The sequence below is a fragment of the Roseospirillum parvum genome (assembly GCF_900100455.1).
Lineage (GTDB): Bacteria > Pseudomonadota > Alphaproteobacteria > Rhodospirillales > Rhodospirillaceae > Roseospirillum > Roseospirillum parvum.
The window spans coordinates 160,259-183,381 of sequence record NZ_FNCV01000004.1 but is presented as its reverse complement, the minus strand read 5'-3'; the positions used below and the strand labels follow the sequence as shown (position 1 = coordinate 183,381).

General features: G+C 68.3%; 22 protein-coding genes and 1 tRNA gene. 8 read left to right on the top strand and 15 right to left on the bottom strand.

Annotated elements, in window-relative coordinates:
- Positions 1-26: 26 nt before the first annotated feature.
- The 5 genes from BLR95_RS07755 to rplU form a co-directional block, all read right to left on the bottom strand.
- Positions 27-1,301 carry a glutamate-5-semialdehyde dehydrogenase gene (locus BLR95_RS07755; RefSeq protein ID WP_092617911.1) on the bottom strand — a complete coding sequence of 425 codons (1,275 nt, stop codon included), beginning with the start codon at positions 1,299-1,301 and terminating at the stop codon, positions 27-29.
- Positions 1,298-2,428 carry a glutamate 5-kinase gene (proB, locus tag BLR95_RS07750; RefSeq protein ID WP_092617908.1) on the bottom strand — a complete coding sequence of 377 codons (1,131 nt, stop codon included), beginning with the start codon at positions 2,426-2,428 and terminating at the stop codon, positions 1,298-1,300. Before proB ends, BLR95_RS07755 begins: the two co-directional genes overlap by 4 nt.
- Entirely contained in the window at positions 2,425-3,474 is a 1,050-nt protein-coding gene (gene obgE / locus BLR95_RS07745; protein WP_092617906.1) for a GTPase ObgE, read from the bottom strand. Before obgE ends, proB begins: the two co-directional genes overlap by 4 nt.
- Before the next feature lie 102 nt (positions 3,475-3,576).
- The gene (gene rpmA, locus BLR95_RS07740; RefSeq protein ID WP_092617903.1) at positions 3,577-3,843 is read right to left on the bottom strand and encodes a 50S ribosomal protein L27; all 267 of its coding nucleotides are present in this window, start codon (positions 3,841-3,843) and stop codon (positions 3,577-3,579) included.
- Between the two features lie 68 nt (positions 3,844-3,911).
- Positions 3,912-4,217 (bottom strand): 50S ribosomal protein L21, encoded by a 306-nt coding sequence (gene rplU / locus BLR95_RS07735; RefSeq protein WP_092617901.1) that lies wholly within the window; start codon positions 4,215-4,217, stop codon positions 3,912-3,914.
- Between the two features lie 296 nt (positions 4,218-4,513).
- On the opposite strand from rplU, the gene BLR95_RS07730 reads away from it, so the two are divergent.
- The 3 genes from BLR95_RS07730 to BLR95_RS15490 all read left to right on the top strand — a co-directional run bounded on the left by BLR95_RS07730 (position 4,514) and on the right by BLR95_RS15490 (position 7,266).
- A tRNA-Ser gene (locus BLR95_RS07730) sits at positions 4,514-4,603 on the top strand.
- Between the two features lie 391 nt (positions 4,604-4,994).
- Positions 4,995-6,512, top strand: coding sequence for a dGTP triphosphohydrolase (gene dgt, locus BLR95_RS07725; RefSeq protein WP_092617898.1), 1,518 nt, complete (start codon positions 4,995-4,997; stop codon positions 6,510-6,512).
- Positions 6,496-7,266 (top strand): hypothetical protein, encoded by a 771-nt coding sequence (locus tag BLR95_RS15490; RefSeq protein ID WP_143130958.1) that lies wholly within the window; start codon positions 6,496-6,498, stop codon positions 7,264-7,266. The genes dgt and BLR95_RS15490 overlap by 17 nt, the downstream gene beginning before the upstream one ends.
- A 350-nt stretch (positions 7,267-7,616) precedes the next feature.
- Here BLR95_RS15490 and BLR95_RS07720 read toward each other — a convergent pair whose 3' ends face one another.
- Both BLR95_RS07720 and metE read right to left on the bottom strand, forming a co-directional pair.
- Positions 7,617-7,880: a hypothetical protein gene (locus tag BLR95_RS07720; RefSeq protein ID WP_342719798.1), complete on the bottom strand. Its 264-nt coding sequence runs from the start codon at positions 7,878-7,880 to the stop codon at positions 7,617-7,619.
- Between the two features lie 634 nt (positions 7,881-8,514).
- Positions 8,515-10,788: a 5-methyltetrahydropteroyltriglutamate--homocysteine S-methyltransferase gene (metE, locus tag BLR95_RS07715; protein WP_092617895.1), complete on the bottom strand. Its 2,274-nt coding sequence runs from the start codon at positions 10,786-10,788 to the stop codon at positions 8,515-8,517.
- Positions 10,789-10,889: 101 nt separating this feature from the next.
- On the opposite strand from metE, the gene BLR95_RS07710 reads away from it, so the two are divergent.
- Positions 10,890-11,762 carry a LysR family transcriptional regulator gene (locus BLR95_RS07710; RefSeq protein ID WP_092617892.1) on the top strand — a complete coding sequence of 291 codons (873 nt, stop codon included), beginning with the start codon at positions 10,890-10,892 and terminating at the stop codon, positions 11,760-11,762.
- Between the two features lie 20 nt (positions 11,763-11,782).
- On the opposite strand, the gene BLR95_RS15485 is transcribed toward BLR95_RS07710, so the two are convergent.
- From BLR95_RS15485 to BLR95_RS07690, 5 genes are all read right to left on the bottom strand, one after another.
- Complete coding sequence (locus BLR95_RS15485; RefSeq protein ID WP_143130957.1) at positions 11,783-12,046, bottom strand: hypothetical protein; 264 nt, start codon at positions 12,044-12,046, stop codon at positions 11,783-11,785.
- A gap of 176 nt (positions 12,047-12,222) precedes the next feature.
- Positions 12,223-13,137, bottom strand: a complete 915-nt coding sequence (gene prpB, locus BLR95_RS07705; protein ID WP_092617889.1) for a methylisocitrate lyase — start codon at positions 13,135-13,137, stop codon at positions 12,223-12,225.
- A gap of 9 nt (positions 13,138-13,146) precedes the next feature.
- Entirely contained in the window at positions 13,147-14,322 is a 1,176-nt protein-coding gene (gene prpC, locus BLR95_RS07700) for a bifunctional 2-methylcitrate synthase/citrate synthase (RefSeq protein ID WP_092617886.1), read from the bottom strand.
- An 11-nt stretch (positions 14,323-14,333) separates the two neighbouring features.
- Complete coding sequence (locus BLR95_RS07695; protein ID WP_092617883.1) at positions 14,334-15,848, bottom strand: MmgE/PrpD family protein; 1,515 nt, start codon at positions 15,846-15,848, stop codon at positions 14,334-14,336.
- Complete coding sequence (locus tag BLR95_RS07690; protein WP_092617880.1) at positions 15,845-16,228, bottom strand: acyl-CoA thioesterase; 384 nt, start codon at positions 16,226-16,228, stop codon at positions 15,845-15,847. Before BLR95_RS07690 ends, BLR95_RS07695 begins: the two co-directional genes overlap by 4 nt.
- A 126-nt stretch (positions 16,229-16,354) precedes the next feature.
- Between BLR95_RS07690 and BLR95_RS07685 the strand changes: the two genes are divergently transcribed.
- A complete protein-coding gene (locus BLR95_RS07685) occupies positions 16,355-17,752 on the top strand; it encodes a short-chain fatty acyl-CoA regulator family protein (protein ID WP_092617877.1) in 1,398 nt (465 codons plus the stop codon).
- A gap of 169 nt (positions 17,753-17,921) precedes the next feature.
- Positions 17,922-18,257 carry a hypothetical protein gene (locus BLR95_RS07680; protein ID WP_092617874.1) on the top strand — a complete coding sequence of 112 codons (336 nt, stop codon included), beginning with the start codon at positions 17,922-17,924 and terminating at the stop codon, positions 18,255-18,257.
- Positions 18,258-18,639: 382 nt separating this feature from the next.
- On the opposite strand, the gene BLR95_RS07675 is transcribed toward BLR95_RS07680, so the two are convergent.
- Positions 18,640-19,755, bottom strand: a complete 1,116-nt coding sequence (locus BLR95_RS07675) for an alpha/beta fold hydrolase (protein WP_143130956.1) — start codon at positions 19,753-19,755, stop codon at positions 18,640-18,642.
- The gene (locus tag BLR95_RS07670; RefSeq protein ID WP_245689352.1) at positions 19,694-20,188 is read right to left on the bottom strand and encodes a hypothetical protein; all 495 of its coding nucleotides are present in this window, start codon (positions 20,186-20,188) and stop codon (positions 19,694-19,696) included. The genes BLR95_RS07675 and BLR95_RS07670 overlap by 62 nt, the downstream gene beginning before the upstream one ends.
- A 197-nt stretch (positions 20,189-20,385) precedes the next feature.
- Here BLR95_RS07670 and phaR point away from each other — a divergent pair, with 197 nt between their 5' ends.
- Both phaR and BLR95_RS07660 read left to right on the top strand, forming a co-directional pair.
- Complete coding sequence (gene phaR / locus BLR95_RS07665) at positions 20,386-21,159, top strand: polyhydroxyalkanoate synthesis repressor PhaR (protein WP_245689350.1); 774 nt, start codon at positions 20,386-20,388, stop codon at positions 21,157-21,159.
- 204 nt (positions 21,160-21,363) lie between these two features.
- Positions 21,364-22,107: an outer membrane protein gene (locus BLR95_RS07660; protein WP_143130955.1), complete on the top strand. Its 744-nt coding sequence runs from the start codon at positions 21,364-21,366 to the stop codon at positions 22,105-22,107.
- A gap of 82 nt (positions 22,108-22,189) precedes the next feature.
- Here BLR95_RS07660 and otnI read toward each other — a convergent pair whose 3' ends face one another.
- Positions 22,190-22,972: a 2-oxo-tetronate isomerase gene (otnI, locus tag BLR95_RS07655; protein WP_092617864.1), complete on the bottom strand. Its 783-nt coding sequence runs from the start codon at positions 22,970-22,972 to the stop codon at positions 22,190-22,192.
- Positions 22,973-23,123: the final 151 nt, after the last annotated feature.

The following is a 23,123-nucleotide window of genomic DNA, read 5'->3' as shown; positions in this document are numbered from 1 at the left end:
GGGCAGCGCCCCTTTGTGCGTCCCGCTCAGGGGCGCGTCTGACCGCTGCCGCGCACCTGATACTTGTAGGTCGTCAGTTGTTCCACGCCGACCGGACCACGGGCGTGCAGTTTGCCGGTGGCGATGCCGATCTCCGCCCCCATGCCGAACTCGCCGCCGTCGGCGAACTGGGTCGAGGCGTTGAGCATGACAATGGCGCTGTCCACCTCGTTCAGGAAGCGTTCGGCGGTCGGGGCATCCTCGGTGACGATGGACTCGGTGTGGGACGAGGAATGGGCCCGGATGTGCTCGATGGCCTGATCGATCCCATCGACCACCCGCACGCTGAGGATGGCGTCCAGATACTCGGTGTCCCAGTCGATCTCCTCGGCGGCCGCCATGGGCGTTTCGCCGGCCAGCTCGCGGGCCTCGGCGTCGCCGCGCAGGGCGCAGCCGGCCCGGGCCAGATCGGCCGCCAGCAGGGGCAGCAGCGACGCGGCCACGGCGCGGTCGATGAGCAGGGTCTCGGTGGCCCCGCAGATGCCGGTGCGCCGCATCTTGGCATTGAGCACGATGTCACGCGCCTTGGCCGGATCGGCGGCGGCGTGGACGTAGGTGTGGCAGATGCCTTCCAGGTGCTTGAACATGGGAATGCGGCTTTCCGCCGACAGCCGGGCGATCAGGCTCTTGCCGCCGCGCGGCACGATGACGTCGACGAACGCTTCCATGGTGATCAGGTGGCCGACGGCGGCGCGGTCGGTGGTCGGCACCATCTGGATGGCGTCGGCGGGCAGGCCGGCGGCCTCCAGGCCGCGGGTCAGGGCGGCCAGGATGGCGCGCGCCGAATGGAAGCTTTCCGAGCCGCCGCGCAGGATCACCGCGTTGCCCGATTTCAGGCACAGCCCGCCGGCATCGGCGGTGACGTTGGGGCGGCTTTCGTAGATCACCCCGATCACCCCCAGGGGCACCGCGATTCGGGCGATGTCGAGCCCGTTGGGGCGCTGCCAGCGGGCCAGCTCGCGGCCCACCGGATCGGGCAGGGCGGCGATCTCGCGCAGGCCCTTGGCCATGGCGGCGATGCGCTCCGGGGTCAAAAGCAGGCGGTCGAGCAGAGCCTTGGAAAGGCCCTTTTCCTCGCCGGCGGCCATGTCCAGGGCGTTGGCGGCGACGATCTCCTCCTCGGCCCGCACCAGCTCGTCGGCGGCGGCGATCAGGGCGCGGTCCTTGTCGGCCCCGGCGGTGGTGGCCAGCAGGGCAGCGGCGGCGCGGGCCCGGCGGCCCAAATCGTCCATGGTCTGCTTGAGGTCGGGCGAGGCGGTCATCTCTCTCGGTCTTCCCACACCAGATCGTCGCGGTGGATCATTTCACTGCGCCCACGGTAGCCCAGCAGGGCCTCGATGTCGCGGCTGTTGTGGCCCATCAGGCGCCGCGCGTCGGCGCTGTTGTAGGCGCTGAGGCCGCGCCCCAGCAGGTGGCCGGCGGCATCGGCGACCAGCACCGCGTCGCCCCGGTCGAAGGTGCCGTCGACCTCGATCACGCCGGCCGGCAGCAGGCTCTTGCCGGCGGCCAGGGCGCGGACGGCGCCGGCGTCGACGACCAGCCGGCCCATCGGCTTGAGCGACCCGGCGATCCACTGCTTGCGGGCCTGGCGGGGCTCGCTGGCCGGCAGGAACCAGGTCGCCCGGCCGCCGCCCTCAAGAGCCTTCAGGGGGTGGAGGTCCTTGCCCGGAGCGATCGCCATGCGACACCCCGCCCCCATGGCGATGCGCGCCGCCAGAAGTTTGGTGACCATGCCACCGCTGCCGTAGCCGGAGCGCGCCTCACCGGCCATCGCCTCGATCTCCGGGGTCAGGGCGCGGACCTCGGGGATCAGGCGGGCCTCGGGATTCTGGCGCGGGTCGCACTCGTAAAGGCCATCGATGTCCGACAGCAGGATCAACCCGTCGGCCGAGGCCATGGCGGCCACCCGGGCCCCCAGGCGGTCGTTGTCGCCGTAGCGGATTTCCTGGGTCGCCACCGTGTCGTTCTCGTTGATCACCGGAATGGCGCCGAGGCGCAGCAGGGTTTCCATGGTGGTCCGGGCGTTCAGGTAGCGGCGCCGGTTCTCGGTATCGTCGATGGTCAGCAGGACCTGGGCGGCGGTGATCCCGTGCTCTCCCAGCACCTCCTGATAGGCGTGGGCCAGACGCACCTGACCGGCGGCGGCGGCGGCCTGCTTTTCCTCCAGCCGCAAGAGCCCGGAAGGCAGGCCGAGCAGCCGCCGGCCGACCGCGATGGAGCCCGAGGAGACGATCAGCACCTGCCGTCCGGCGGCCCGCCAGTCGGCGATGTCCTCGGCCAGGGCGGCCAGCCAGCGGCGGTGCAGGTGGCCGCTGGCCTGATCGACCAGGAGGGCCGAGCCGATCTTGACCACCACCCGGTGGAGGTCGGCGAGGGGCGAGTCGGTCATGGCGTCCAGCCCGTGGGCGGTGGGGTGTCGGCCGACTCGACGGCGTGCTCGCGGACCCGGCGGGCGCGAATCGGCCCGAGCAGGGCGCGGGCGATCTCGCTCAGCCCCTGGCCGGCCACCGCCGACAGGCTCATCACCGGGCCGACCCCCAGCTCCTCCAGCTCGGCCCGGGCCGCCTCCAGGTCCTCCGGGGTCAGGGCATCGGCCTTGGACAGGGCGACCAGTTCGGGCTTGTCGGCCAGGCCGTGGCCATAGGCGTCCAGCTCGGCGCGGACCACCCGATAGGCCTCGACCACGTCTTCCTGGGTGGCGTCGATCAGGTGCAACAGCACCGGGCAGCGTTCCACATGGCCGAGAAAGCGGGTGCCCAGGCCGGCCCCCTCGTGGGCCCCCTCGATCAGGCCCGGGATGTCGGCCAGGATGAACTCCTCGTCGTCCACATGGGCCACCCCCAGGTTGGGATTGAGGGTGGTGAAGGGATAGTCGGCGATCTTCGGCCGGGCCCGGGTGAGCACCGAAAGCAGGGTCGACTTGCCGGCGTTGGGCAGGCCGACCAGCCCGGCGTCGGCGATCAGCTTCAGGCGCAGCCAGACCGAGATTTCCTCGCCCGGCAGGCCGGGGTTGGCGTGGCGCGGGGCCTGCTTCACGCTGCTCTTGAAGCGGGCGTTGCCGAAGCCGCCGTTGCCGCCCTCGAGCACCGTCACCCGCATCCCGGGGCGGGTCATGTCGGCCAGCACCCGGTCGCGCTCGTCGGTGAGGATTTCCGTGCCCACCGGCACCTTGATGACGCAGTCGCGCCCGCCCCGGCCGGTGCGGTTCTTGCCCATGCCGTCGATGCCGCGCTCGGCCTTGAAGTGCTGCTGGTAGCGGAAGTCGATCAGGGTGTTGAGGTTGGCCACCGATTCGAAGATGACGTCGCCGCCGCGCCCGCCATCGCCGCCGTCCGGGCCGCCGAACTCGATGTACTTCTCGCGCCGGAAGCTGACGCAGCCGTTGCCGCCGTCGCCGCTTTTCAGATGAATCTTGGCCTGATCGAGGAACTTCATCGACGGGGGGTCCAGACAGCAAAAAAGGGAACGGCCGGGGCCGCTCCCTCTGAACATCGCATGGTCAGGGTGCCGGCCGCCGGAGCGGGGCCGGCGGAATGCCTACTCGGCCGGCTCGACCGGGTCCACCGAAACGAAGGTGCGGCCCTTGAAGCCCTTGCGGAAGGACACCTTGCCCTCGGCGGTGGCGAAGATGGTGTAGTCCTTGCCCAGACCAACGCCGGTGCCGGGGTGCCACTTGGTGCCCCGCTGACGGATGATGATGTTGCCGGGGATCACGGCCTCGCCCCCGAACTTCTTGACGCCGAGGCGCTTGCCTTCGGTATCGCGGCCGTTGCGCGAACTGCCGCCTGCCTTTTTGTGAGCCATGGGGACGAACCTCCTGGAACTTGAACCCTCTGCCCGGGGCCGGATGCGGCCCGCCGGTCAGATGACGATCAGGCGCCGGCCTGGATGTCGGTGATGCGGACCAGGGTCAGCTGCTGGCGATGACCCTTCTTGCGGCGATAGTTCTGGCGACGCTTCTTCTTGAAGACGATCACCTTGTCGTCCTTGAACTGGCGCACCACCTGGGCCGCGACGGCGGCGCCGTCCACGGTCGGGGCGCCGACCTTGTCGCCGACCATCAGCACCTGGTCGAACATGACATCGGCCCCGTCCTCGCCCTCGATCTTCTCGATGGCCAGAACGTCGTCCTTGGCGACCTTGTACTGCTTGCCGCCGGTCTTGATGACTGCGAACATGATCCCTGCCGGATGTATCGTTTTGGAAACACTGAAGCGCCCCCGGACCCCGGCCCAGTCGGCCCGGCGAACCCGGTGGCGGCGAGAGGGCGCACTATAGTCCTCGCGCCGGCCCTGTCAACGGGGTTGTTGGAGCCTTCGCCGGCGCTGGCGGACGGCCCTGGCGAAAGGGCTTAACCAAAAGGGCTCCCAGGCCCCACAGAGACGGTTGATCCCGGCCCCGCCGGGCGCTATGTTCCGCGCCTTGCCGACGACCAGTCTGTCAGGGCCGCCCCGCCGGGCCCCCTGACCGCCGCGGAGAGGTGCCGGAGTGGTCGAACGGGGCGGTCTCGAAAACCGTTGATCCCGCGAGGGATCCGTGGGTTCGAATCCCACCCTCTCCGCCACTATCTTGTAGCGAACCCGAGATGAGGCTCCCGTTGGGGGCCTTTTCTTTATTATTTCATAAGGCGTTTAGCCGAGACGCCCGAACCTCGGAGACTGGCGCCGGGCCGAATTTCCTTCTCTGAACGGCCCTCCGTCTCTAACCGAGCGAACCTCGTCCGGCCCGCTTCGGCTTCGCGAGGGCGAGCGTTTTCAACGGGTTCCGCAGGTTGCTCAACGATGCCTTCAGCGGGCGTCGTTCCGGCTGGCGTGGCCGCCTAGAAACGCGAGGTAGGCATAGCGGCAGGGGCAAAAGCGTAATTGGCTAGATTGATGTCTGCGGGGTCTGTTAAACATCAATAGATAGTGGGGGACGCGCATCACGAGTCGCGAGCTTGGAGGGTAGCAGGGGGAATGGCGGACTGGTCGCAATTGCTCTTCGCGGAACGCTTTGGGGATCTGCTTGATCGCCGGAAGCCTGATGGCAAGCCGAAGGGGCCAGACTTTGCCGAAGGACAGTTCCGTCTGCCTCAGGAGCGCGATCACGACCGCATCCTGTTCTCCACACCCTTTCGCCGGATGGGCGACAAGACTCAAGTGTTCCCGCTTGAAAGCATCGAGAGCATCAGAACCCGATTAACCCATTCTTATGAAGTCGCGAACCTTGCAAGGTCGTTGGGAGTTGAAATTGCGGTTTTGCTAAACGATAAGCTGCCTGAAGATGCGATCAGGTCGATCCCCGCAACTCTTGCTGCCGTTGGTCTCGCGCACGATATTGGCAACCCACCCTTTGGGCATCAAGGGGAGAATGCCATTCGCGCATGGTTCAAACGGAATTCGGACGTTCTTTTCAAGCGAACGAATTCCGATGGACCGGAAATTGAGGAAGATGTTTCTCGGCTGACAGAGCAGCACAGGAATGACTTCCTGCAATTTGAAGGCAACGCCCAAACACTTCGTGTGCTCACAAAGCTTCAGGTCATTGGTGACGACCTGGGTCTTAATCTGACGCTGGGCACGCTGGCCGCCATTATGAAATACGTCGCGTCGTCCGACAAGATCGACAAGGGCAAACAGACGCACAAAAAAGTTGGATTTTTCGCTTCTGAACGCAGTTTGGTTGATCAAATCCGGAGGGAAGTCGGCTTGGAGGGCGACGCTCGTCACCCGCTCGCACTGGTGATGGAGGCATGCGATGACATCGCGTACTCCGTGCTTGACGCGGAGGACGCGATCAAGAAGGGGCTGGCGTCCCTCAACGATCTTTTAGCTTCCCTCGGCTACCACCCGGGTGGAGAAGACCAGCTTGACCCGGTTGTAAGCCATCTCTGCAAACTATCGCGCTGGGAGTATGATGTGCTCCGAAGGCAGAAGCTGCACCCCAGAGAGTTGCAGGACGTGGCGACGCAAAAGTTCAGAGTGCATGCAATCCATCTAATGGTTTCCGCTGTCGCGCAGGCGTTCAAGGACAACTATCATGACATCGTCAACGGAAACTTTGACGGAGAACTGATCAAAGCGTCCCAGGCGGCGGCTCTGTGCGATGCACTGAAAGACTTCGACCGACAGAATGCGTTTAGCCACAAGACAGTTCTCGAGATTGAACTGAATGGATACAATACGCTCAACCGCCTGATGGATTTTCTGTGGATCGGAATAAGTGACCGCAAAGACTACAAGAATCTCGACAGCAAGCGGAACTCGCCATTCTCCGCCTATGTGTATAGCCGGATTTCCAAGAATTATCGCCGAATTTTTGAGGGTAAGGTCAAACAATATCACTCTGACGCTGGCCTGCCGATCCGGTACAAGGAAATGCAACTCCTGACTGACATGGTGTCAGGTATGACGGATCAGTTCTGCATCGATCTGCATGATGACTTTTTGAAACACTATCGTAGAATGTACCCGGTCAATGGAACACCTTCTTGAAAAAAGAGTTCGATACTTTCTGAACTCGCCATATCGCGGGCGCGAGGATGTGCGACGCACGCTGAGGGAGCTTCGCGCTCACGGTCATCTTGTGCTCATCGGTGGCATGCTGCGCGATGTCGCTATGTTTGGGAACGCCGGGTTCAAATCCGATCTCGATTTCGTCATCGATCCATACGATTTGGCGGCATTCGAAAAGCAAATGCATGCAATCGGTGCGCGCGTAAATCGTTTTGGTGGCTATGCTCTTCCATCAAAGAGATGGCAAATAGATGTATGGCCCCTGCAGCGCACTTGGGCACATCTACAAGGACATGTTCGGGTCCGTACGGTAGTAGATTTGCGAGAGGTCACGTTCTTTAGTTGTGACGCCATCATCTATGACCTTGCTCATAAAAGGTTGTATGCAAGGCCCGGTTACTTTGATGACCTGAATCGGAAGATTTTGGAGATCAATCTCCGACCCAATCCAAACCCCAAGGGAAATGCCGTTCGAGCATTTCGGTATGCCTTGATCAAAGGCTTCCAATGGGGGCCAAACCTTTCGCGGTTCGTGGCTGAGACAATTGACGAAATCGGATGGAATGCACTCCGGGAAAACGAGATCCGCTCATTCAAGACCCGGTACCTTGACACGCTTGAGATAGGCGCGTTGAAGCGAGAGTTGAATCATCATCTGTCGGCGAGCGATGGCCTGTTCGACCCATCGGCTTTCCAGCGGAATGTTCAGTTGCAACTGCCCTACGCGCAATAACATAGCTGTTGCGGATTACTTCTTGGTATACGTGTCGATATTCCTCGGATAGTGAGGCATTGTTTTTTGAAATGACGGCGAGGCAAACCTAGTTAGTACAACTAGGGATCGGTGCCGAAGAGATCAGTCAAACACGATACCCACCTGCTCCGCCCACGGCCGATCGGCAACTGCAACGAGGTCGTTCAGCGACAGATTCACGCGCCCAATCTGCTCTAGCCCACGTCCGAGGGCGGCATGGCCACACCTTGACCCGGAACCCCGGCCCCGAAGCTCCAGGCCAAAGTGCAGCGCAAACTCTCAGGCGAATACCGTCACATCACAGCAGAGCTGGTTTTCAGCCCCCCGCCTCAGGCGGCGCGGCCACTCTCCTGGGCCTCGATGTGGGCCTCGAACTGGGCCCACACGCCATCGGCGCCCTCCCAGCGGCCGCGCGAGGCGCCCTTCGAGTACTCGGTGGCCCGCTGCTCGAAGAAATTGGCGTGCTCGACGCCGTTCAGCACCTCGACCAGCCAGGGCAGCGGGTGGGGCTGGAGCTGCCGATAGGCGTTGCCCTCGGTCGCCTCGAAGTAGCCGAACACAGCGGGGACACCCCGCCCGACGCACGGCCACATTGTCCCGGCGGGTTTCCTGGCTCGCGGGGCGGGGCGGCTTCGGTCTTGCCGCCGTGAGCGGTGCGCCGAACTCCCTCCTGGCCCCAGATTTCGACATCCGGAGATGTCAAACGGTTTCCACCCGTGGGGGACGCCGGCCCCCACAGGCGGCCCCCACGGGTGACGGGAAACGGCCGGAAACGGCCGCTTCCCGGGATGTTATACCAACCGGCGATGAGAGGAACCCATCGCCGGTTGGCATGAAAGGTTGGCATGAAAGGGGCTTTGCCCCTTTGAAACCCCACCGGGGGACCAAGGTGGTCCCCCGGCCCCCCTCCATTCATTCATGGATCGCCGAGCGAGCCGGGATTTCCGCACCCAGGCCAAGGCCGGCCTGCAAGCGAACCATTGGGAAGGCGATCTGAGGCTGCGCGCCCATTCCCCCGTTGTTTTCGCAGGCCAGCAAAGCTGGCCTGCAACCAAAAACCACGACGCGCTCCGCTCGGAGGGAACGATTGTTCACCAACGAATGGAGGGGGTTCGGGGGACCGCCTCGGTCCCCCGATGGGGGTTTGGGGGCAAAGCCCCCAATCAGCCCCCCGGTCCCTAAAGGCTTGACCAAACCGCGATGAGTCTTACTCATCGCCGGTTGGTATTACGCCGCCTTTTCGCGCAGGGTCCTGGCGGCGCCGACAAGGTGGGTGATCGAGCGTTCGACCTCGGGCCAGCCCCGGGTCTTCAGGCCGCAGTCGGGATTGACCCACAGGCGGTCGGCCGGGATCAACGCGGTGGCGCTCTTCAGCAGCGAGACCATGGCCGACTGTTCGGGCACGCGGGGGCTGTGGATGTCCCACACCCCGGGGCCGATGTCGTTGGGGTATTCGAAGTCGCGGAACGCCTCCAGCAGTTCCATGTCCGAGCGCGAGGCCTCGATCGAGATCACGTCGGCATCCATGGCCGCGATGGCGGGCATGATGTCGTTGAACTCCGAGTAGCACATGTGGGTATGGATCTGCGTCTCGTCGGCGACGGCGGAAGCCGTCAGCCGGAAGGCCGCCACCGCCCAGTCCAGGTATTCCTGCCGCTCGGCCTGGCGCAGGGGCAGGCCCTCGCGCAGCGCCGCCTCGTCGATCTGGATGATCGGCAGGCCGGCCCGTTCCAGGTCGGCCACCTCGTCGCGGATGGCCAGCGCGACCTGCCTGCAAGTCTCGGCGCGCGGCTGGTCGTCGCGCACGAAGGACCATTGCAGGATGGTCACCGGGCCGGTCAGCATGCCCTTCATCGGCCGCGTGGTCTGGGCGGCGGCGAACTTGGCCCAGTCCACGGTCATCGCCCGGGGCCGCGAGACGTCGCCGAAGATCACCGGCGGCTTCACGCAGCGCGAGCCGTAGGACTGCACCCAGCCGTTCTTGGTGAAGGTGAACCCGGACAGCTGCTCGCCGAAATACTCCACCATGTCGTTGCGCTCGAACTCGCCATGCACCAGCACGTCGAGCCCCAGCTCCTCCTGGCGGCGGATGCACTGGCGGGTCTGCTCTTCCAGGAAGGCGCGGTAGTCGGCGTCGTTCATCTCGCCCCGGCGGTGGGCGGCGCGGGCCTTGCGGATTTCCGGGGTCTGCGGGAACGAGCCGATGGTCGTCGTGGGGTAGGCCGGAAGACCCAGTCGGGCCTGCTGCTTGGCGATGCGGACGGCATAGGGGCTGGGCCGTTCAAGATCGGCCGCCGTCACCGCGGCGGCGCGCGCCTTCACCGCCGGGTCGTGGATGCGGGCCGAGGCGGCGCGCGCGGCCATGGCGGCGTCGGCGGCGGCGAAGGCGTCGGCGGCGGCCTCGCGCCCCGAGCCGGCGGCACGGGCCAGGGCGGCCACCTCGTCCAGCTTCTGCCGGGCGAAGGCCAGCCAGCCCTTCAGCTCGTCATCCAGCGCCGTCTCGTGGGCCAGATCCACGGGGACATGCAGCAGCGAGCACGACGGCGCGATCTCGACGCGCTCCCCGCCCAGCGCGGCGGTCGCCTTCTGGGCCAGGCCGAGGGCCCGCGAAAGGTCGCTGCGCCAGATGTTGCGGCCGTCGATCAGGCCCAGCGACAGGGACTTGTCGCCGACCTTGGCCAGCACCGCGTCGAGCTGCCCCGGGGCGCGCACCAGATCGATGTGCAGGCCATCCACCGGCAGGCCACAGGCCAGCTCGAGGTTGTCGCCCAGGGCCCCGAAGTAGGTCGCCAGCAGGATCCTCGGCCCACCCTTCGACAACGCCGCCGACAGCGTGTCATAGGCGCCGCGCAGCGCCTCGGCCTCGGCGGGGCTCAGGTCGCGGACCAGGATCGGCTCGTCGATCTGCACCCAATCAGCCCCCGCCTCGGCCAGCCGGCCCAGCAGCTCGGCATAGACGGCGACCACCTGGGGCAGCAGCGACAGCGGCTCCAGTCCCTCGGTCTTGGCCTTGGCCAGGGCCAGCCAGGTGACCGGGCCGACCAGCACCGGGCGGGTGTGCACCCCGCGCGCCTTGGCCTCCTTGAAGCGCTCGACCGGGATCTGGTTGGCCAGACGGAAGGTCATGCCCGCGGTCAGCTCCGGCACGATGTAGTGATAGTTGGTGTCGAACCACTTGGTCATCTCCATGGCCGGCGCGGCGTCGGTGCCGCGGGCCATGGCGAAGTAGGCATCAAGACCGTCAAGGCCGGCGAAGCGCGGCGGCACGGCGCCCAGCATGGCGGTGGTGTCGAGCACCTGGTCATAGAACGAGAAGTCGTTCGACGGAATCCGCGCCATGCCGGCCTCGGCCTGCGCCGCCCAGTTGGCGGCCCGCAGCCCGGCGGCGGTGGCCTCGAGCGCGGCGGCGTCGAGGTCGCCCTTCCAGTAGCTTTCCAGGGCCTTCTTGAGCTCGCGCTTGGCGCCGATGCGCGGGTAGCCGAGATTTGCTGCCTTGACCATGTCATTCCTCCTGATCGTGGGGTCGAGCCAAGGCTTACCCGTCCTTGCGCATGACGAAAAATGGGAATATTTCAGAGAAGAATGACTGGGAGTCATGTGACATGATCGACCTTCAGCCCCTGGCCATCCTGCGCGAGATCGAGCGCAGCGGCAGCCTGACCCAGGCCGCCGACAAGCTGTGCCTGACCCAGTCGGCGGTCAGCCACGCCATCCGCCGCTTCGAGGCGCGCCACGGCGTGCGCCTGTGGGAGCGCGAGGGCCGCCGCCTGCGCCTGACCCCCTCCGGCGACTATCTGCTGGGGCTGGCCAACCGGGTGCTGCCGCAGCTCGAACACGGGGCCAGCGTGCTCGAGGACTATGCGCGCGGGCGGCGCGGGGCGATCCGCATCGGCATGGAATGCCACCCCTGCCAGGACTGGCTGATGCGCGTCATCGACCCCTTCCTGGCCGCCTGGCCGGACGTCGACATCGACGTCACCTCGGCTTTCCAGTTCGGCGGGCTGGCCGCCCTGCTGGGCCATGAAATCGACGTGCTGGTGACCCCCGACCCCATCGCCCGGCCGCGCCTCGACTACCTGCCGGTGTTCGACTACGAGCTGGTGCTGGCCGTCGCCGAGGCCCACCCGCTGGCCGGCAAGGCGCGGGTCGAGCCGGCCGATCTGGCCGGCGAAACCCTGGTCACCTACCCGGTGGCGCCGGAGCGGCTGGACATCTACACCCGCTTCCTGGTGCCCGCCGGGGCGTTGCCCCGCCGCCACCGCACCGTCGAGACCACCGACCTGATGCTGCGTCTGGTCGCCTCGGGCCGGGCGGTCAGCGCGACGCCCGACTGGCTGGTCGGCGAGGTGGCCGGGGTGCGGGCGGTGCGGCTTGGCGAGGGGATCGCCAAGAGCATCCATCTGGGCATCCGCACCGGACCACGCCCCGACTACTTCACGGGCTTCGTCGACCTGGCCCGGGCGGTGGCGCTCTGAGCCGCCGCGAGACTCCCGTCTCATGCGTCCTGTCTGGGCACCACCTCCGCCTGTCCGTCGCACCAGATGCGCACACCCCGGGGAGAGAGCCTGAACTCGGCCGAACAGCCTTGCGCACAGCCATCGAGGTGGGCCCGCCCGGTGATCTCGAGATGCGGCGAGACGGGCCGCGACACGCGGTCCGCCGCCTCCAGGCAGCGGGCGAGCCGATGCAGGGCAAGGCAGGTGCAGCCAAGGCGCGGGCAGACGCCAGGATCGCGCTGCGGGGTTGGTGACTCACGCAACACGGTCTTGGCTCTTGATATGGCCGCAAAGCATCGCCGCGATCCGTTCCCGATGGCTGGGAATCTGCGCAAGGCCTGACCGGGTGGCGGATGTGCGGTCGGACATGCCCGGGCTCCCTTCCCTGACGGTCGCCTGTTTGCGGCCGGCCCACGTCTTCCGGGAGCCCCGGGGTGGCTCAGACCTTCCAATCCGGCGTCACCGAGGCGGCGATCGACTGGTCCAGCGCCTCGAAGGTGCCCAGGCCGATGGTGTCGTACAGCTCCTGGCGCGTCTGCATGCGCGCGAGCAGGGCGGTGGTCGCCCCATCGCGGGCCAGGGCGTCGTAGAGCTCGGCCTGCGCCTTGTTGGCCACGCGCAGCGAGGAGACCGGCCAGATCACCATGTCGTAGCCCAGCTCCTCGAACTCGGCGGCGGTCAGCGCCGGCGTGCGGCCGAACTCGGTCATGTTGGCGAGCAGCCTGACCCCGGGCAGGGCGGCGCGCACCTGGCGGAACATCTCGACGCTGGTCAGCGCCTCGGGAAAGATGGCGTCCGCCCCGGCCTCGACATAGAGCCTGGCCCGGGCGACGGCGCCCTCGACCCCCTCCGAGGCGGCCGCGTCGGTGCGGGCAACGATCATCAGATCGCGCCGCGCCCTGACCGCCGCCGCCACCTTGGTCGCCATGTCGGCGGGGTCGGCCAGCTTCTTGTCGTTCAGATGGCCGCACTTCTTGGGCAGCAGTTGGTCTTCCAGGTGCACCGCGGCGGCGCCGGCCTCATCGAACACGCGGACCATGTGCATGACGTTCAACGCCTCGCCATACCCGGTGTCGCCATCGACCAGCACCGGCAGGCCGCTGGCGCGGGCGATCTGGCGGATGAAAAAGGCCACCTCGTCGACCGTGATGATGCCCAGGTCGGGCAGCCCCATGGAGGCGGTCATGGCGGCGCCCGACAGATACAGCGCCTGAAAGCCGGCCGCCTTGGCCTGCAGGGCCGCCATGCCGTTGTGGGCGCCGGGCAGGCGCAGGATGCCGGGCGCCTCGAGCAGGGCGCGCAGGCGCGCGCCGGCCGCACCGTCGGGCAGATCGTTGGCCACCAGATAGGGCATCGGGCCCTCCTATGCCGCGCGATGCGACGGGCGTTGCCCGCGCTCGGCCAGGGGAACGAACCGCCGGGCCTCGGGACCGGTATAGATGGCCGAGGGGCGGACGATCTTGCCATCGGCCCGCTGCTCGATGACATGCGCCCCCCACCCGGAAGTCCGGGAGATCACGAACAGCGGCGTGAACATGGCGGTGGGCACGCCCATCAGGTGATAGGACACGGCGCTGAACCAGTCGAGGTTGGGGAACATCCGGCGTTCCTCGGCCATCACCGACTCGATCCGCTCAGCGATCTCGAACAGGCGGCTGTCCCCCGACTGGTCCGACAGCGCCTTGGCCACCCGCTTGATGACCACGTTGCGCGGATCGGAGACGGTGTAGACCGGGTGCCCGAAACCGATCACGATCTCCTTGGCCCGCACCCGGGTGCGGATGTCCTCGCCGGCCGCGTCGGAGCTGTCGTAGCGCGACTGGATTTCGTACGCCGCCTCGTTGGCGCCACCGTGCTTGGGCCCGCGCAGGGCGCCGATGGCCCCGGTGATCGCCGAGTACATGTCGGACCCGGTCGAGGCGATGGAACGCGCCACGAAGGTCGAGGCATTGAACTCGTGCTCGGCATACAGAACCAGCGAGGTCTGCATGGCGCGGATGTGCGCCTCGGACGGCGCGCACCCGTGCAGCAGCCGCAGGAAGTGCGCGGCGATCGAGGTTTCGTCGCCCTCCACGTCGATGCGGCGGCCGTTGTGGGCGAAGTGATGCCAGTAGAGCAGCATCGAGCCGAGCGAGGCCATCAGCCGGTCGACGATGTCGCGCGCCCCGATGGGGTTGTGGTCGTGGACCTCGGGCAGCGCGCAGCCCAGCGCCGAGACACCGCTGCGCAGGACGTCCATGGGGTGCGTCGCGGCGGGCAGGGTCTCCAGCGTCTGGCGCACCATCGCCGGCAGGCCACGCAGGCGGGCCAGGCGCTTCTGATAGGCCTGGAGCTGCACCACGTCGGGCAGCTCGCCATGGACCAGCAGATGGGCGATTTCCTCGAAGGTGCAGGTCTCGGCGATGTCGAGGATGTCGTAGCCCCGGTAGTGCAGGTCATTGCCGCTGCGTCCAACCGTGCACAGCGCCGTGGTGCCGGCCTCGATCCCGGACAGGGCGACGGATTTCTTGGGCTTGGGTTTGGGTTTGGGTGTCGTCATGTCCACCTCCCTCAGGCCGTGACGTCGAAGATGCCGGTGGGGCGCGCGGCGCCCAGTTTCCCGGGGGCGACGGCGATGTTGAGGGCGCCCAGATCGCCGGCCTTCAGCTCGGCCAGCCCCTCGGCCGCGGCCAGGAAGCGCTGCTGCTCGGCGGCCGCCAGGATGCCGTCGGAAAGGGTCAGGAACTTCTGCCGGTAGTTCTCGCGCCGGAAGGGCCGCGCGCCGTCGGGGTGGGCATCGGCCAGGGCCAGTTCGTCCTCGATCACCCGACCGTCCTTCAGGGTGACCACGACCCGCCCGCCGAACGCCTTCTCCCTGGGATCGCGGGCGTGGTAGCGCCGCGTCCACTCGGGGTCCTCGGTGGTCGAGATCTTGTGCCACAGGGCAACGGTGGCGGGGCGCCCGGCGCGCTCCGGCGTGTAGCTGTCGACGTGGTGCCAGCCGCCGTCCTCCAGGGCCACGGCGAAGATGTACATGATCGAGTGGTCGAGGGTTTCCCGGCTGGCCTTGGGGTCCAGCTTCTGCGGATCGCCGGCCCCGGTGCCGATCACGTAGTGGGTGTGGTGGCTGGTGTGGATCACGATGCTCTCGACCGCCGCCAGATCGCCGATCCGCGGGCCCATGCGGCGGGCCAGATCGATCAGCGCCTGCGACTGGTACTCGGCCGAGTGCTCCTTGGTGTAGGTGTCGAGGATCGCCCGCTTGGCCTCGCCCGGCTCGGGCAGCGGCACCTGATAGGTGGTCCCCGGCCCCGAGAGCAGGTAGGCGATGAAGCCGTCCTCGCCTTCCCAGGCCGGGCTCGGTGCCCCTTCGCCGCGCATCGCCCGGTCCACCGCCTCGATCGCCATCTTGCCGGCGAAGGCCGGGGCGTAGGCCTTCCAGGACGAGATTTCGCCCTTGCGGCTCTGGCGGGTGGTGGTGGTGGTGTGCAGCGCCTGCTGGACCGCCTGATAAACGGTCTCGGTGTCCAGCCCCAGCAGGGTCCCGATGCCGGCCGCCGCCGAGGGGCCGAGATGGGCGATGTGGTCGATCTTGTGCTCATGCAGGCAGATGCCGCGCACCAGGTTGACCTGGATCTCGTAGCCGGTGGCCAGGCCCCGGATCAGCTCGGCGCCCGACCTGCCGGTGTGCTGGGCCACCGCCAGGAGGGGCGGGATGTTGTCCGCCGGGTGCGAATAGTCGGCCGCCAGGAAGGTGTCGTGGAAGTCGAGCTCGCGCACCGCCACGCCGTTGGCCCAGGCGGCCCATTCGGGGCTGATCCGGGTTTCCGGGCCCATTCCGAAGACCGTCGCGCCGGGGCCGTGGGGATGGCACAGCGCCTGCGCCCTGGCCGAGGCGACCGGCCGGCGGGCCAGCGAGGCGGCGGCGACGGCGGCGTTGTCGATGATCCGGTTGATGATCATCTCCGCCACCTCGTCCTCGACCGCGACCGGATCGACGGCGACCCGGGAAATCTTCCAGGCGAGCTGTTCTTCTCGCGGCAGATGCTCGGCCGACTTCCAGGTTCTGACGGTATGGGTTTTCATGCGGCGTCTGCTTCCAGCGGGGGGACGGGAACCGGCCGGCCGGCGGCATCGACGGCGACCATGGTGAAGGTGGCTTGCGAAACCTGCCGGCGGGTGCCCGCCTCGGGGCGTTCGCACACCCCCTCGACGTGGACCCGCATCGAGCTGCGGCCCACCCCGACGACGGTCGCGCCCAGCACGAACAGGCTGCCCATGGGCACCGGCTCGTCGAAGCGGGCGTCGTGGCAGGCGACCAGAACCACCTTCTCCCGGGCATGACGGCTGGCCGCCACGAAGGCCGCCCGGGTCATCAGCGACAGGCCGCGGCCCCCGAACAGGGTTCCGTAGTGGTTCGCCTGATCGGGCAGGATCATTTCGGTGAGGATGGTGGGGTCCGGCATGATGGCTCTTTTGCAAATTTCACAAATCCTCCTTCTCATGATCGCCAGAGCGCGATAAAGTCCTAAAGAGGCGTCGAATTGCGAACGCCTCTCTGTGGATTTGCGAATTTTGCGAAGGTCTGGGCCGTGAGCAAAACCTTCATGGGCGTCCGCCTCAGGGTGCTGCGCGAGGAGCGCGGCCTGACCCAGAGCGGGCTGGCCAGGATGCTCGACATCTCGCCCAGCTACCTGAACCAGATCGAGCGCAACCAGCGCCCGCTGACCGTGCCCGTGCTGCTGCGCCTGAACGAGGTGCTGGGCCTCGACGTGCAGTTGTTCGCCGAAGGCGACGAGGGACGCCTGATCAGCGACCTGCGGGCCGCCCTCGGCGATCAGGGAGAACGGACCAGCACCGCCGAGCTGCGCGAGCTTGCCGCCAACATGCCGGGCATCGCGCGCGCCATCGTCGGCATGCAGCGCCGCCTGCGCGAGGCCACCGAACGCGCCGACCTGTTGGCCGAGCGGGTTTCCGGCGGGACAGGCGCGCCGCTGCCGCCGACCGCCTTCGAGGCGGTGCGCGACTGGTTCTACGAGCGGCGCAACTACGTGCCCCTGCTGGACGAGGCCGGCGAAACGGTCGGCGATGGCCTGCCGGTCGGGGCAATGGCCGAGGGACTGGCCGCGCGGCTGGCCGGACGGCACGGGGTGCGCCTCCGGATGGTGGCCGATGCCGGCCCGCTGCGCCGCTACGACGAGGCGACCCGGGTGCTGCATCTGGCCGAGCACCTGTCGATGGGACAGCGCGCCTTCCAGATGGCGGTGCAACTGGGCTTGCTGGAACAGGACAGCGTCATCGGCCGGCTGGTCGCCGACGCCGGCCTCGATGCCGAGGCCTCGGTGCTGTTGCGCATCGGCCTGGCCAGCTACTTCGCCGGCGCCGTCATCCTGCCCTACCGCGCCTTCCTCGAAACCGCCGAGGCCGAAGGCTACGACATCGAGCTGGTCGGCCGGCGCTTCGACGTCGGGTTCGAGACCGCCTGCCACCGGCTGTCCACCCTGCAACGGCCGGGCGCCCAGGGCGTTCCCTTCTTCTTCATCCGCGTCGACCGGGCGGGCAACATCTCCAAGCGCCAGTCGGCCACCGACTTCCACTTCTCGCGCTTCGGCGGTTCCTGCCCGCTGTGGAAGATCTACCAGGCCTTCGCCCACCCGGGCGAGGTGTTGACCCAGGCCGCCGAAATGCCCGACGGGCGACGCTACCTGTGGGTGGCGCGCACCGTCGATCAGGGCCCGCCCGGCTACGGCGCGGCGCGCAAGCAGTTCGCCGTGGCGCTGGGCTGCGACCTCTCCCACGCCGGGCGACTGGTCTACGGACGCGGCCTCGACACCGCGAACCCCGATGCGGTGACTCCCATCGGCCCGGGCTGCAAGCTCTGCGAACGGCCCAGTTGCCGCCAGCGCGCCTTCCCGATGATCGGCCGCCCCCTCGATGCCGACCCGGCCCAACGCCACTTCGAGCCCTACGCCACCAAGTCGACCGAATGAGCGGGCCTCCCGGCCAAGGGACTGGCCAAGGCACCGACCAAAACATGACCGCCGTCACAGACCGGCGCCGGCGCGGCCGTTAGCGTGGCCAGTTGTCACAACCAAAACCGCCAACGGGCCCGGCCGAAGCCGCGCCCGCCCGTGCCGCGACAGAATGTCGGAGCCCCCCATGAGCCGCCACGCCCCCTTCGCCCTCCTGCCACAGCCGCCCGCCGCCGACGGCAGCGAGCCCGTGTCCCGCCGCTTCCGCATGTCGCCCACCGCCCCCTGCCTGCGGCGCGGCCCCGGTCCCGCCGGAAGCGGCCGGACCGACCTTGAACTGGCCGCCCTCAAACGGGTGCTCGGCCTGCCCATCGCCCACGCCGATACCCGCTTGGCCCTGCTGCGCCAGTCGCCGAACGGCCGACAGAACCTGCGTCAAACCGTGCGCGCCGCCCTGGCGCTGGCCGCCCGCGACGGCGACGTCGCGGCCGAACACGCCTTCCGTCAGGCGCTGTCGGCCTGAGCCCCGCCGTGCCCATTCCGGGCGGCCAGCGCCCCATTGTTTGCGCAAACCGTCGTCGGGAAGCTTCGCTTCCCTCGGGGTTTGCGCGGGCCGCCCGCGACGGCGACGTCGCCGCCGAACACGCCTTCCGCCAAGCCCTCGCCACCCCGGTCTGAGCACCCCCGCCAACCTCCGGGGCGTGGCTGGCCATGCAAAGGGGCGCTGCCCCTTTGAACCCCGCTGGGGAGGCCGGGGGCCTCCCCAGACCCCACCATGAATCAAAACCCCACCAAGGGGGGCTTGCCCCCCTTGGTGGGGTTTTAAGTCGCGGCGGGGGTCCGGGGGGACCCCTGGTCCCCCCGGCGGGGGTTCCAAGGGGGCAGCGCCCCCTTGGCGTTGCCCGCTATGCCCCGGAAGTTGGCAGGTGGTGTTCAAGCCAGGTGGTGAGGGGTTGGTAGAGGCTGGTGGTGGCGTGGGAGCCGGCCATCATGCCGATGTGTCCGGCCGACAGGGGCAGAGCGTCGGCTTCCTTCCAGGTGTCGCCGAGGGCCTTGGCCGAGGCGTCGGGGACGATGCGGTCGCTGGTCGAGCGCACGATCAGGGCCGGGCAGCGGGCTTTGGTCGGGTCGACGGTGTGGCCGTTCAGGGTCCATTGGTTGCGGGCGGGTTGGTTGGCGCCGTACCAGTCTTCCAGGCATTGGCGGGCCAGCGGGCCGGCCAGGGCGACGCCGTCGTTCAGCCAGTCTTCCAGGCGGATGAACCAGATGGCCCGGGGGTCGTCCTCGGCCCAGCCGGCGAAGCGGCGGAACTTGGCCGGCACCAGCCCGGGATCGAGGGCGGCGAAGAGCATCTGGATCAGGTCCACCGGCAGCTCGCCCAGGGCCTGGACCACCGGTTCGAGCAGCGGCCACAGGCTGTCCGGGGGCAGGCCGCCGGAGGCGGCGGCGTGGAAGTCCCAGGGGGCGGCCAGGGTGATCAGGGCGGCCGGCGGCTGGGGCGTGGTCAGGGCCAGTCCGGCGGCCAGGGTGCCGCCCATGCAGTAGCCGAGCAGCACCGGCGCCCGGCCGCCGTTGAGCTGGCGGGCCACGCCGAGGGCCCGCTCCAGGCGGCCGCTGACGTAGTCATCGAGGGTGAAGGCGCGCTCGGTCTCGCCCGGGGCATCCCAGTCGAGCAGCAGGGGACGCAGGCCGCTGGCCGCCAGATGGGCGATGAACGAGCGCTGTGGGGCCAGATCGAGGATGTAGGCCCGGTTGACCAGCGAAGGCACGATCAGCACCACCGGGCCGTCGGACGGCGCCGGCGGGGCGCGCAGGGTGGTGGTTCCCTCGCGCCAGACGGCCGGGGCCGGGGGCGGACGCGGCGGGCGGGGCCGGCGGCGGTAGGCCAGCACGCCATCCAGGAAGGCGACCAGCCGGCGGTCCGCTTCGTGCTCCAGGGCGTTCAGGAGGAGGGTGGGATCAGTCCCCGCCGCCAGCAGGCTGTGCGGGTCCGGCGTCCCGGGCGGCTTCCAGGGCGGCAACCCGCTCCTCCAGCCGACGCAGGCGAGCCGCAAGCTGAGCCACGCCGTCGCCGCCGTGCTCAGGTGCAGGGGCAGCGGGCGCGGACCGAGAAGCGGCGTCGGGGGCGGCGTCGGCGTCGGCATGGGCGGAGCTTCCGGCGGTGGCGCCCTGACCGGCCTCGAAGCCGCGCCGGGCGGCCTCGGCAAAGGCGCCGGCGCCGCTGGTCAGGGCCTGGAAGGTGCGGCCCATCGCCTCGGCCAGGGCGGGATCGCTGGCCGCCCGGCTGATCTGGTCCTGCCACAGGTCCAGGTAGCGGCGGGCCAGGGCGGACAGATCGTCGGCACCCTCGCCGGTCGAGTCGCCGGTCGAGTCGCCCGTCGAGTGGTCGTGGCCATCGCGGGGCCCCTGGCCGGCGCCGCCGGTCCCGGGTCGGTTGTCGTCGCGTGTGCTCATGGCGGCAGCATATCGCAGCCGGCCGGGGGCTGTCACGGGTGGGCAGCGAGCCAACGACAGATGGGGGACGGCGAACCGCTGGCGGGAGAATTCTGTTGCGCGCCCTGGCCGCCCCTGGGAAACTTGTTGCACCGCGCCACCGCTGGTTTCACCGCGCGCGCCGTCCCACCCATTCCTCGGAAGACCCCGGCCGCCCGATGTCCATGCACGAGAGCAGTTCCCCGAAGGCCCCCGCCAAGCCCGGCCGCTCCACCAAGCCCGAGGCCAAGCCGGACGCCAAACCGGACGCCAAGCCGGACGCCAAGCCGGACGCCAAATCCGAGACCCCCGCCGAGGCCAAACCCGAGGCGCCGGCGCGTCCGGTGACCATCAAGAAGTACGCCAACCGGCGGCTCTACAACACCGCGACCAGCAGCTATGTGACGCTCGATCACCTGGCGACCATGGTCAAGGAGAACGTCGACTTCGTGGTCTATGACGCCAAGAGTGGGGAGGACATCACCCGCTCGGTGCTGACCCAGATCATCGTCGAGGAAGAGAACAAGGGCCAGAACCTGCTGCCGATCAGCTTCCTGCGTCAGGTGATCAGCTTCTATGACGATTCCCTGGGCGGTCTGGTGCCGCGCTATCTGGAGCACTCCATGGCCACCTTCGCGCGCCAGGAAGAGCAGATGCGCGGCGCCATGCAGAACGCGCTGGAGGGCATGTTCCCGCTCCAGCAGTTCGAGGAAATGAGCAAGCAGAACATGGCGCTGTTCGAGAACACCCTGCGCATGTTCTCGCCCTTCTATGGCGAGGCCCGCCCCGGCCAGGAGGCCCCCTCCAAGGCCGACGCCCAGGGCCAGGGCCCGGCGGGCCAGGGCGCCAGCCTCGACACCGCCCAGGTGAGCGAGTTGCGCGACCGCCTGAACCGCATGCAGGCCGACCTCGACGCCCTGCTGGCCGAGAAGGGCGACAAGAGCGGCGCCTGACGCCGCCCGGGAATCATCCCGGCGGGCGCCGGACGGCGCTCCATCTGTGCCCCAACGGCAACACTCAAGGCGCGATATTCCCCGCAACCGCCCTTCACCTTGATGGCGGGAGTCCGGCGACGTATACCCGTATGCGTGTTGCGGCCCCACCCCTGCCCGGGTGCCGGCCGTCCCGATCCGCCCCGCCGCCCGGAGACCCCAGAGATGCCCAACCGGACCCTGCCTGTCGCCGCCCTCTGTCTGGTCACCGCCCTGAGCACCACCCTGGCCACCACCGTGGCCACCACCCTGGCCACCACCACCCCGGCGCGGGCCGGCGAGATGACCTTCGCCGAGGGTCGGGCCTACGTGGGGCTGGAGGGCGGCGCCGCGCTGCCGGCCGACATCGGGGTGTCGGCGGCGACCACCTCCGGCGGCGTCACCGTCACCGGCAGCGGCGAGATCAGCCTCGACACCGGGCTGGCCATCGGCCTGATCGGCGGCTACCAGATCACCGAGTGGCTGGTCGGCGAGGCCGAGCTGGCCTATGCCCAGTTCGACTACGAGAGCATCTCCGGCAGCGTCACCTTCAACGACGGCACCAGCGCCGTGGTGGTCAACGGCAGCGCCCCGGTGGATGGCGACATCACCACCGTGATCGGCATGGCCAACCTGCTGTTCACCCCGCTGGTCGACACCTCGGGCCACATCCAGCCGTTCATCGGCGGCGGCATCGGCTTTGCCAGCTACGACGACACGGTGACCAGCATCGGCGGCACGACGCTGACCGGCGCCTCGAGCAGCGACACCGTGTTCGCGTGGCAGTTCAAGACCGGGATCGAGGTGGCGGTCGGCGACGACATCACGGTGGGCGGCCGCTACGGCTACCTGACCGCCCTCAGCGGCACCGACTACACCGATGATCTGGCCGCCCACACCCTGATGGTGGACGCCACCTGGCGCTTCTGAGGGCGCGGGCGCCCGGGCGGCCGGTTCAGCCCAGGCCCCAGTTCAGGTCCCGGTTCAGGTCCCAGTTCAGCCCAACCCCGGTTCAGCCCAACCCCCAGTCGCGGCCCCAGGCCAGCCCGGTCCGGGTGTCGCCCCGGGGGTGGTATTCGCAGCCCACCCAGCCGCCGTAGCCGTGGGAATCGAGCAGCCCGAACAGGTACGGCCAGTTGACCTCGCCCAGCCGGTCGGGCTCGTGGCGGCCCGGCACGCCGGCGATCTGCACATGGGCGATGTGCTCGATGTGGCTGTCCAGGAAGTCGCTCAGGCCGCCCTGCATGATCTGGGCGTGATAAAGGTCGTACTGGATGCGCAGGTTCCTCGCCCCGACCATCTCGACCACCCGGGCCGCGTCCTCGGGCCGGGAGAGGAAGTAGTCGGGCATGTCCTGGGTGTTGATCGCCTCCACCGTCAGCACGGTGTCGAGGTCGGAGAACAGGTCGGCGGCCCGGGCCAGATTCTCGAGGTAGGTCTCAAGGGCCTCCTCCCAGTCCGCCTCGGGGACGATGCCGGCCATCACGTGAACCCGCTTGAGGTCCAGGAACTCGGCCCAGTCGTAGGCCACCTCCATGTTCTCCATGAATTCCTGGCGCCGCCCGGGCACGGCGGCAAGACCGCGCTCGCCGGCCGCCCAGTCGCCCGGCGGGGCGTTGATGAGGGCCAGCTCCAGGCCGTTCATGGCGACCAGATCGCCCACCCGCTCGGCCGTCAGGTGATAGGGGAAGGCGATCTCCACCCCCTTGAAACCGGCCTTGGCGGCGGCCGCGAAGCGCTCTTCAAGCGGCAACTCGCAGAACAGAAAACCCAGGTTGGCGGCGAAGCGGGGCATGGCGACTCGATGCGGCGGGAGGGACACGAGCCGGCAGTATACCCGCACCCGGACTTGGGCCAAGCACCGAACCCGGGCGGACAGGGGGTCGATTTCCATGGACGGCGCGCCCACCTGTGCGCTATCGACAGGCGGACGGACGTTGGCCCCG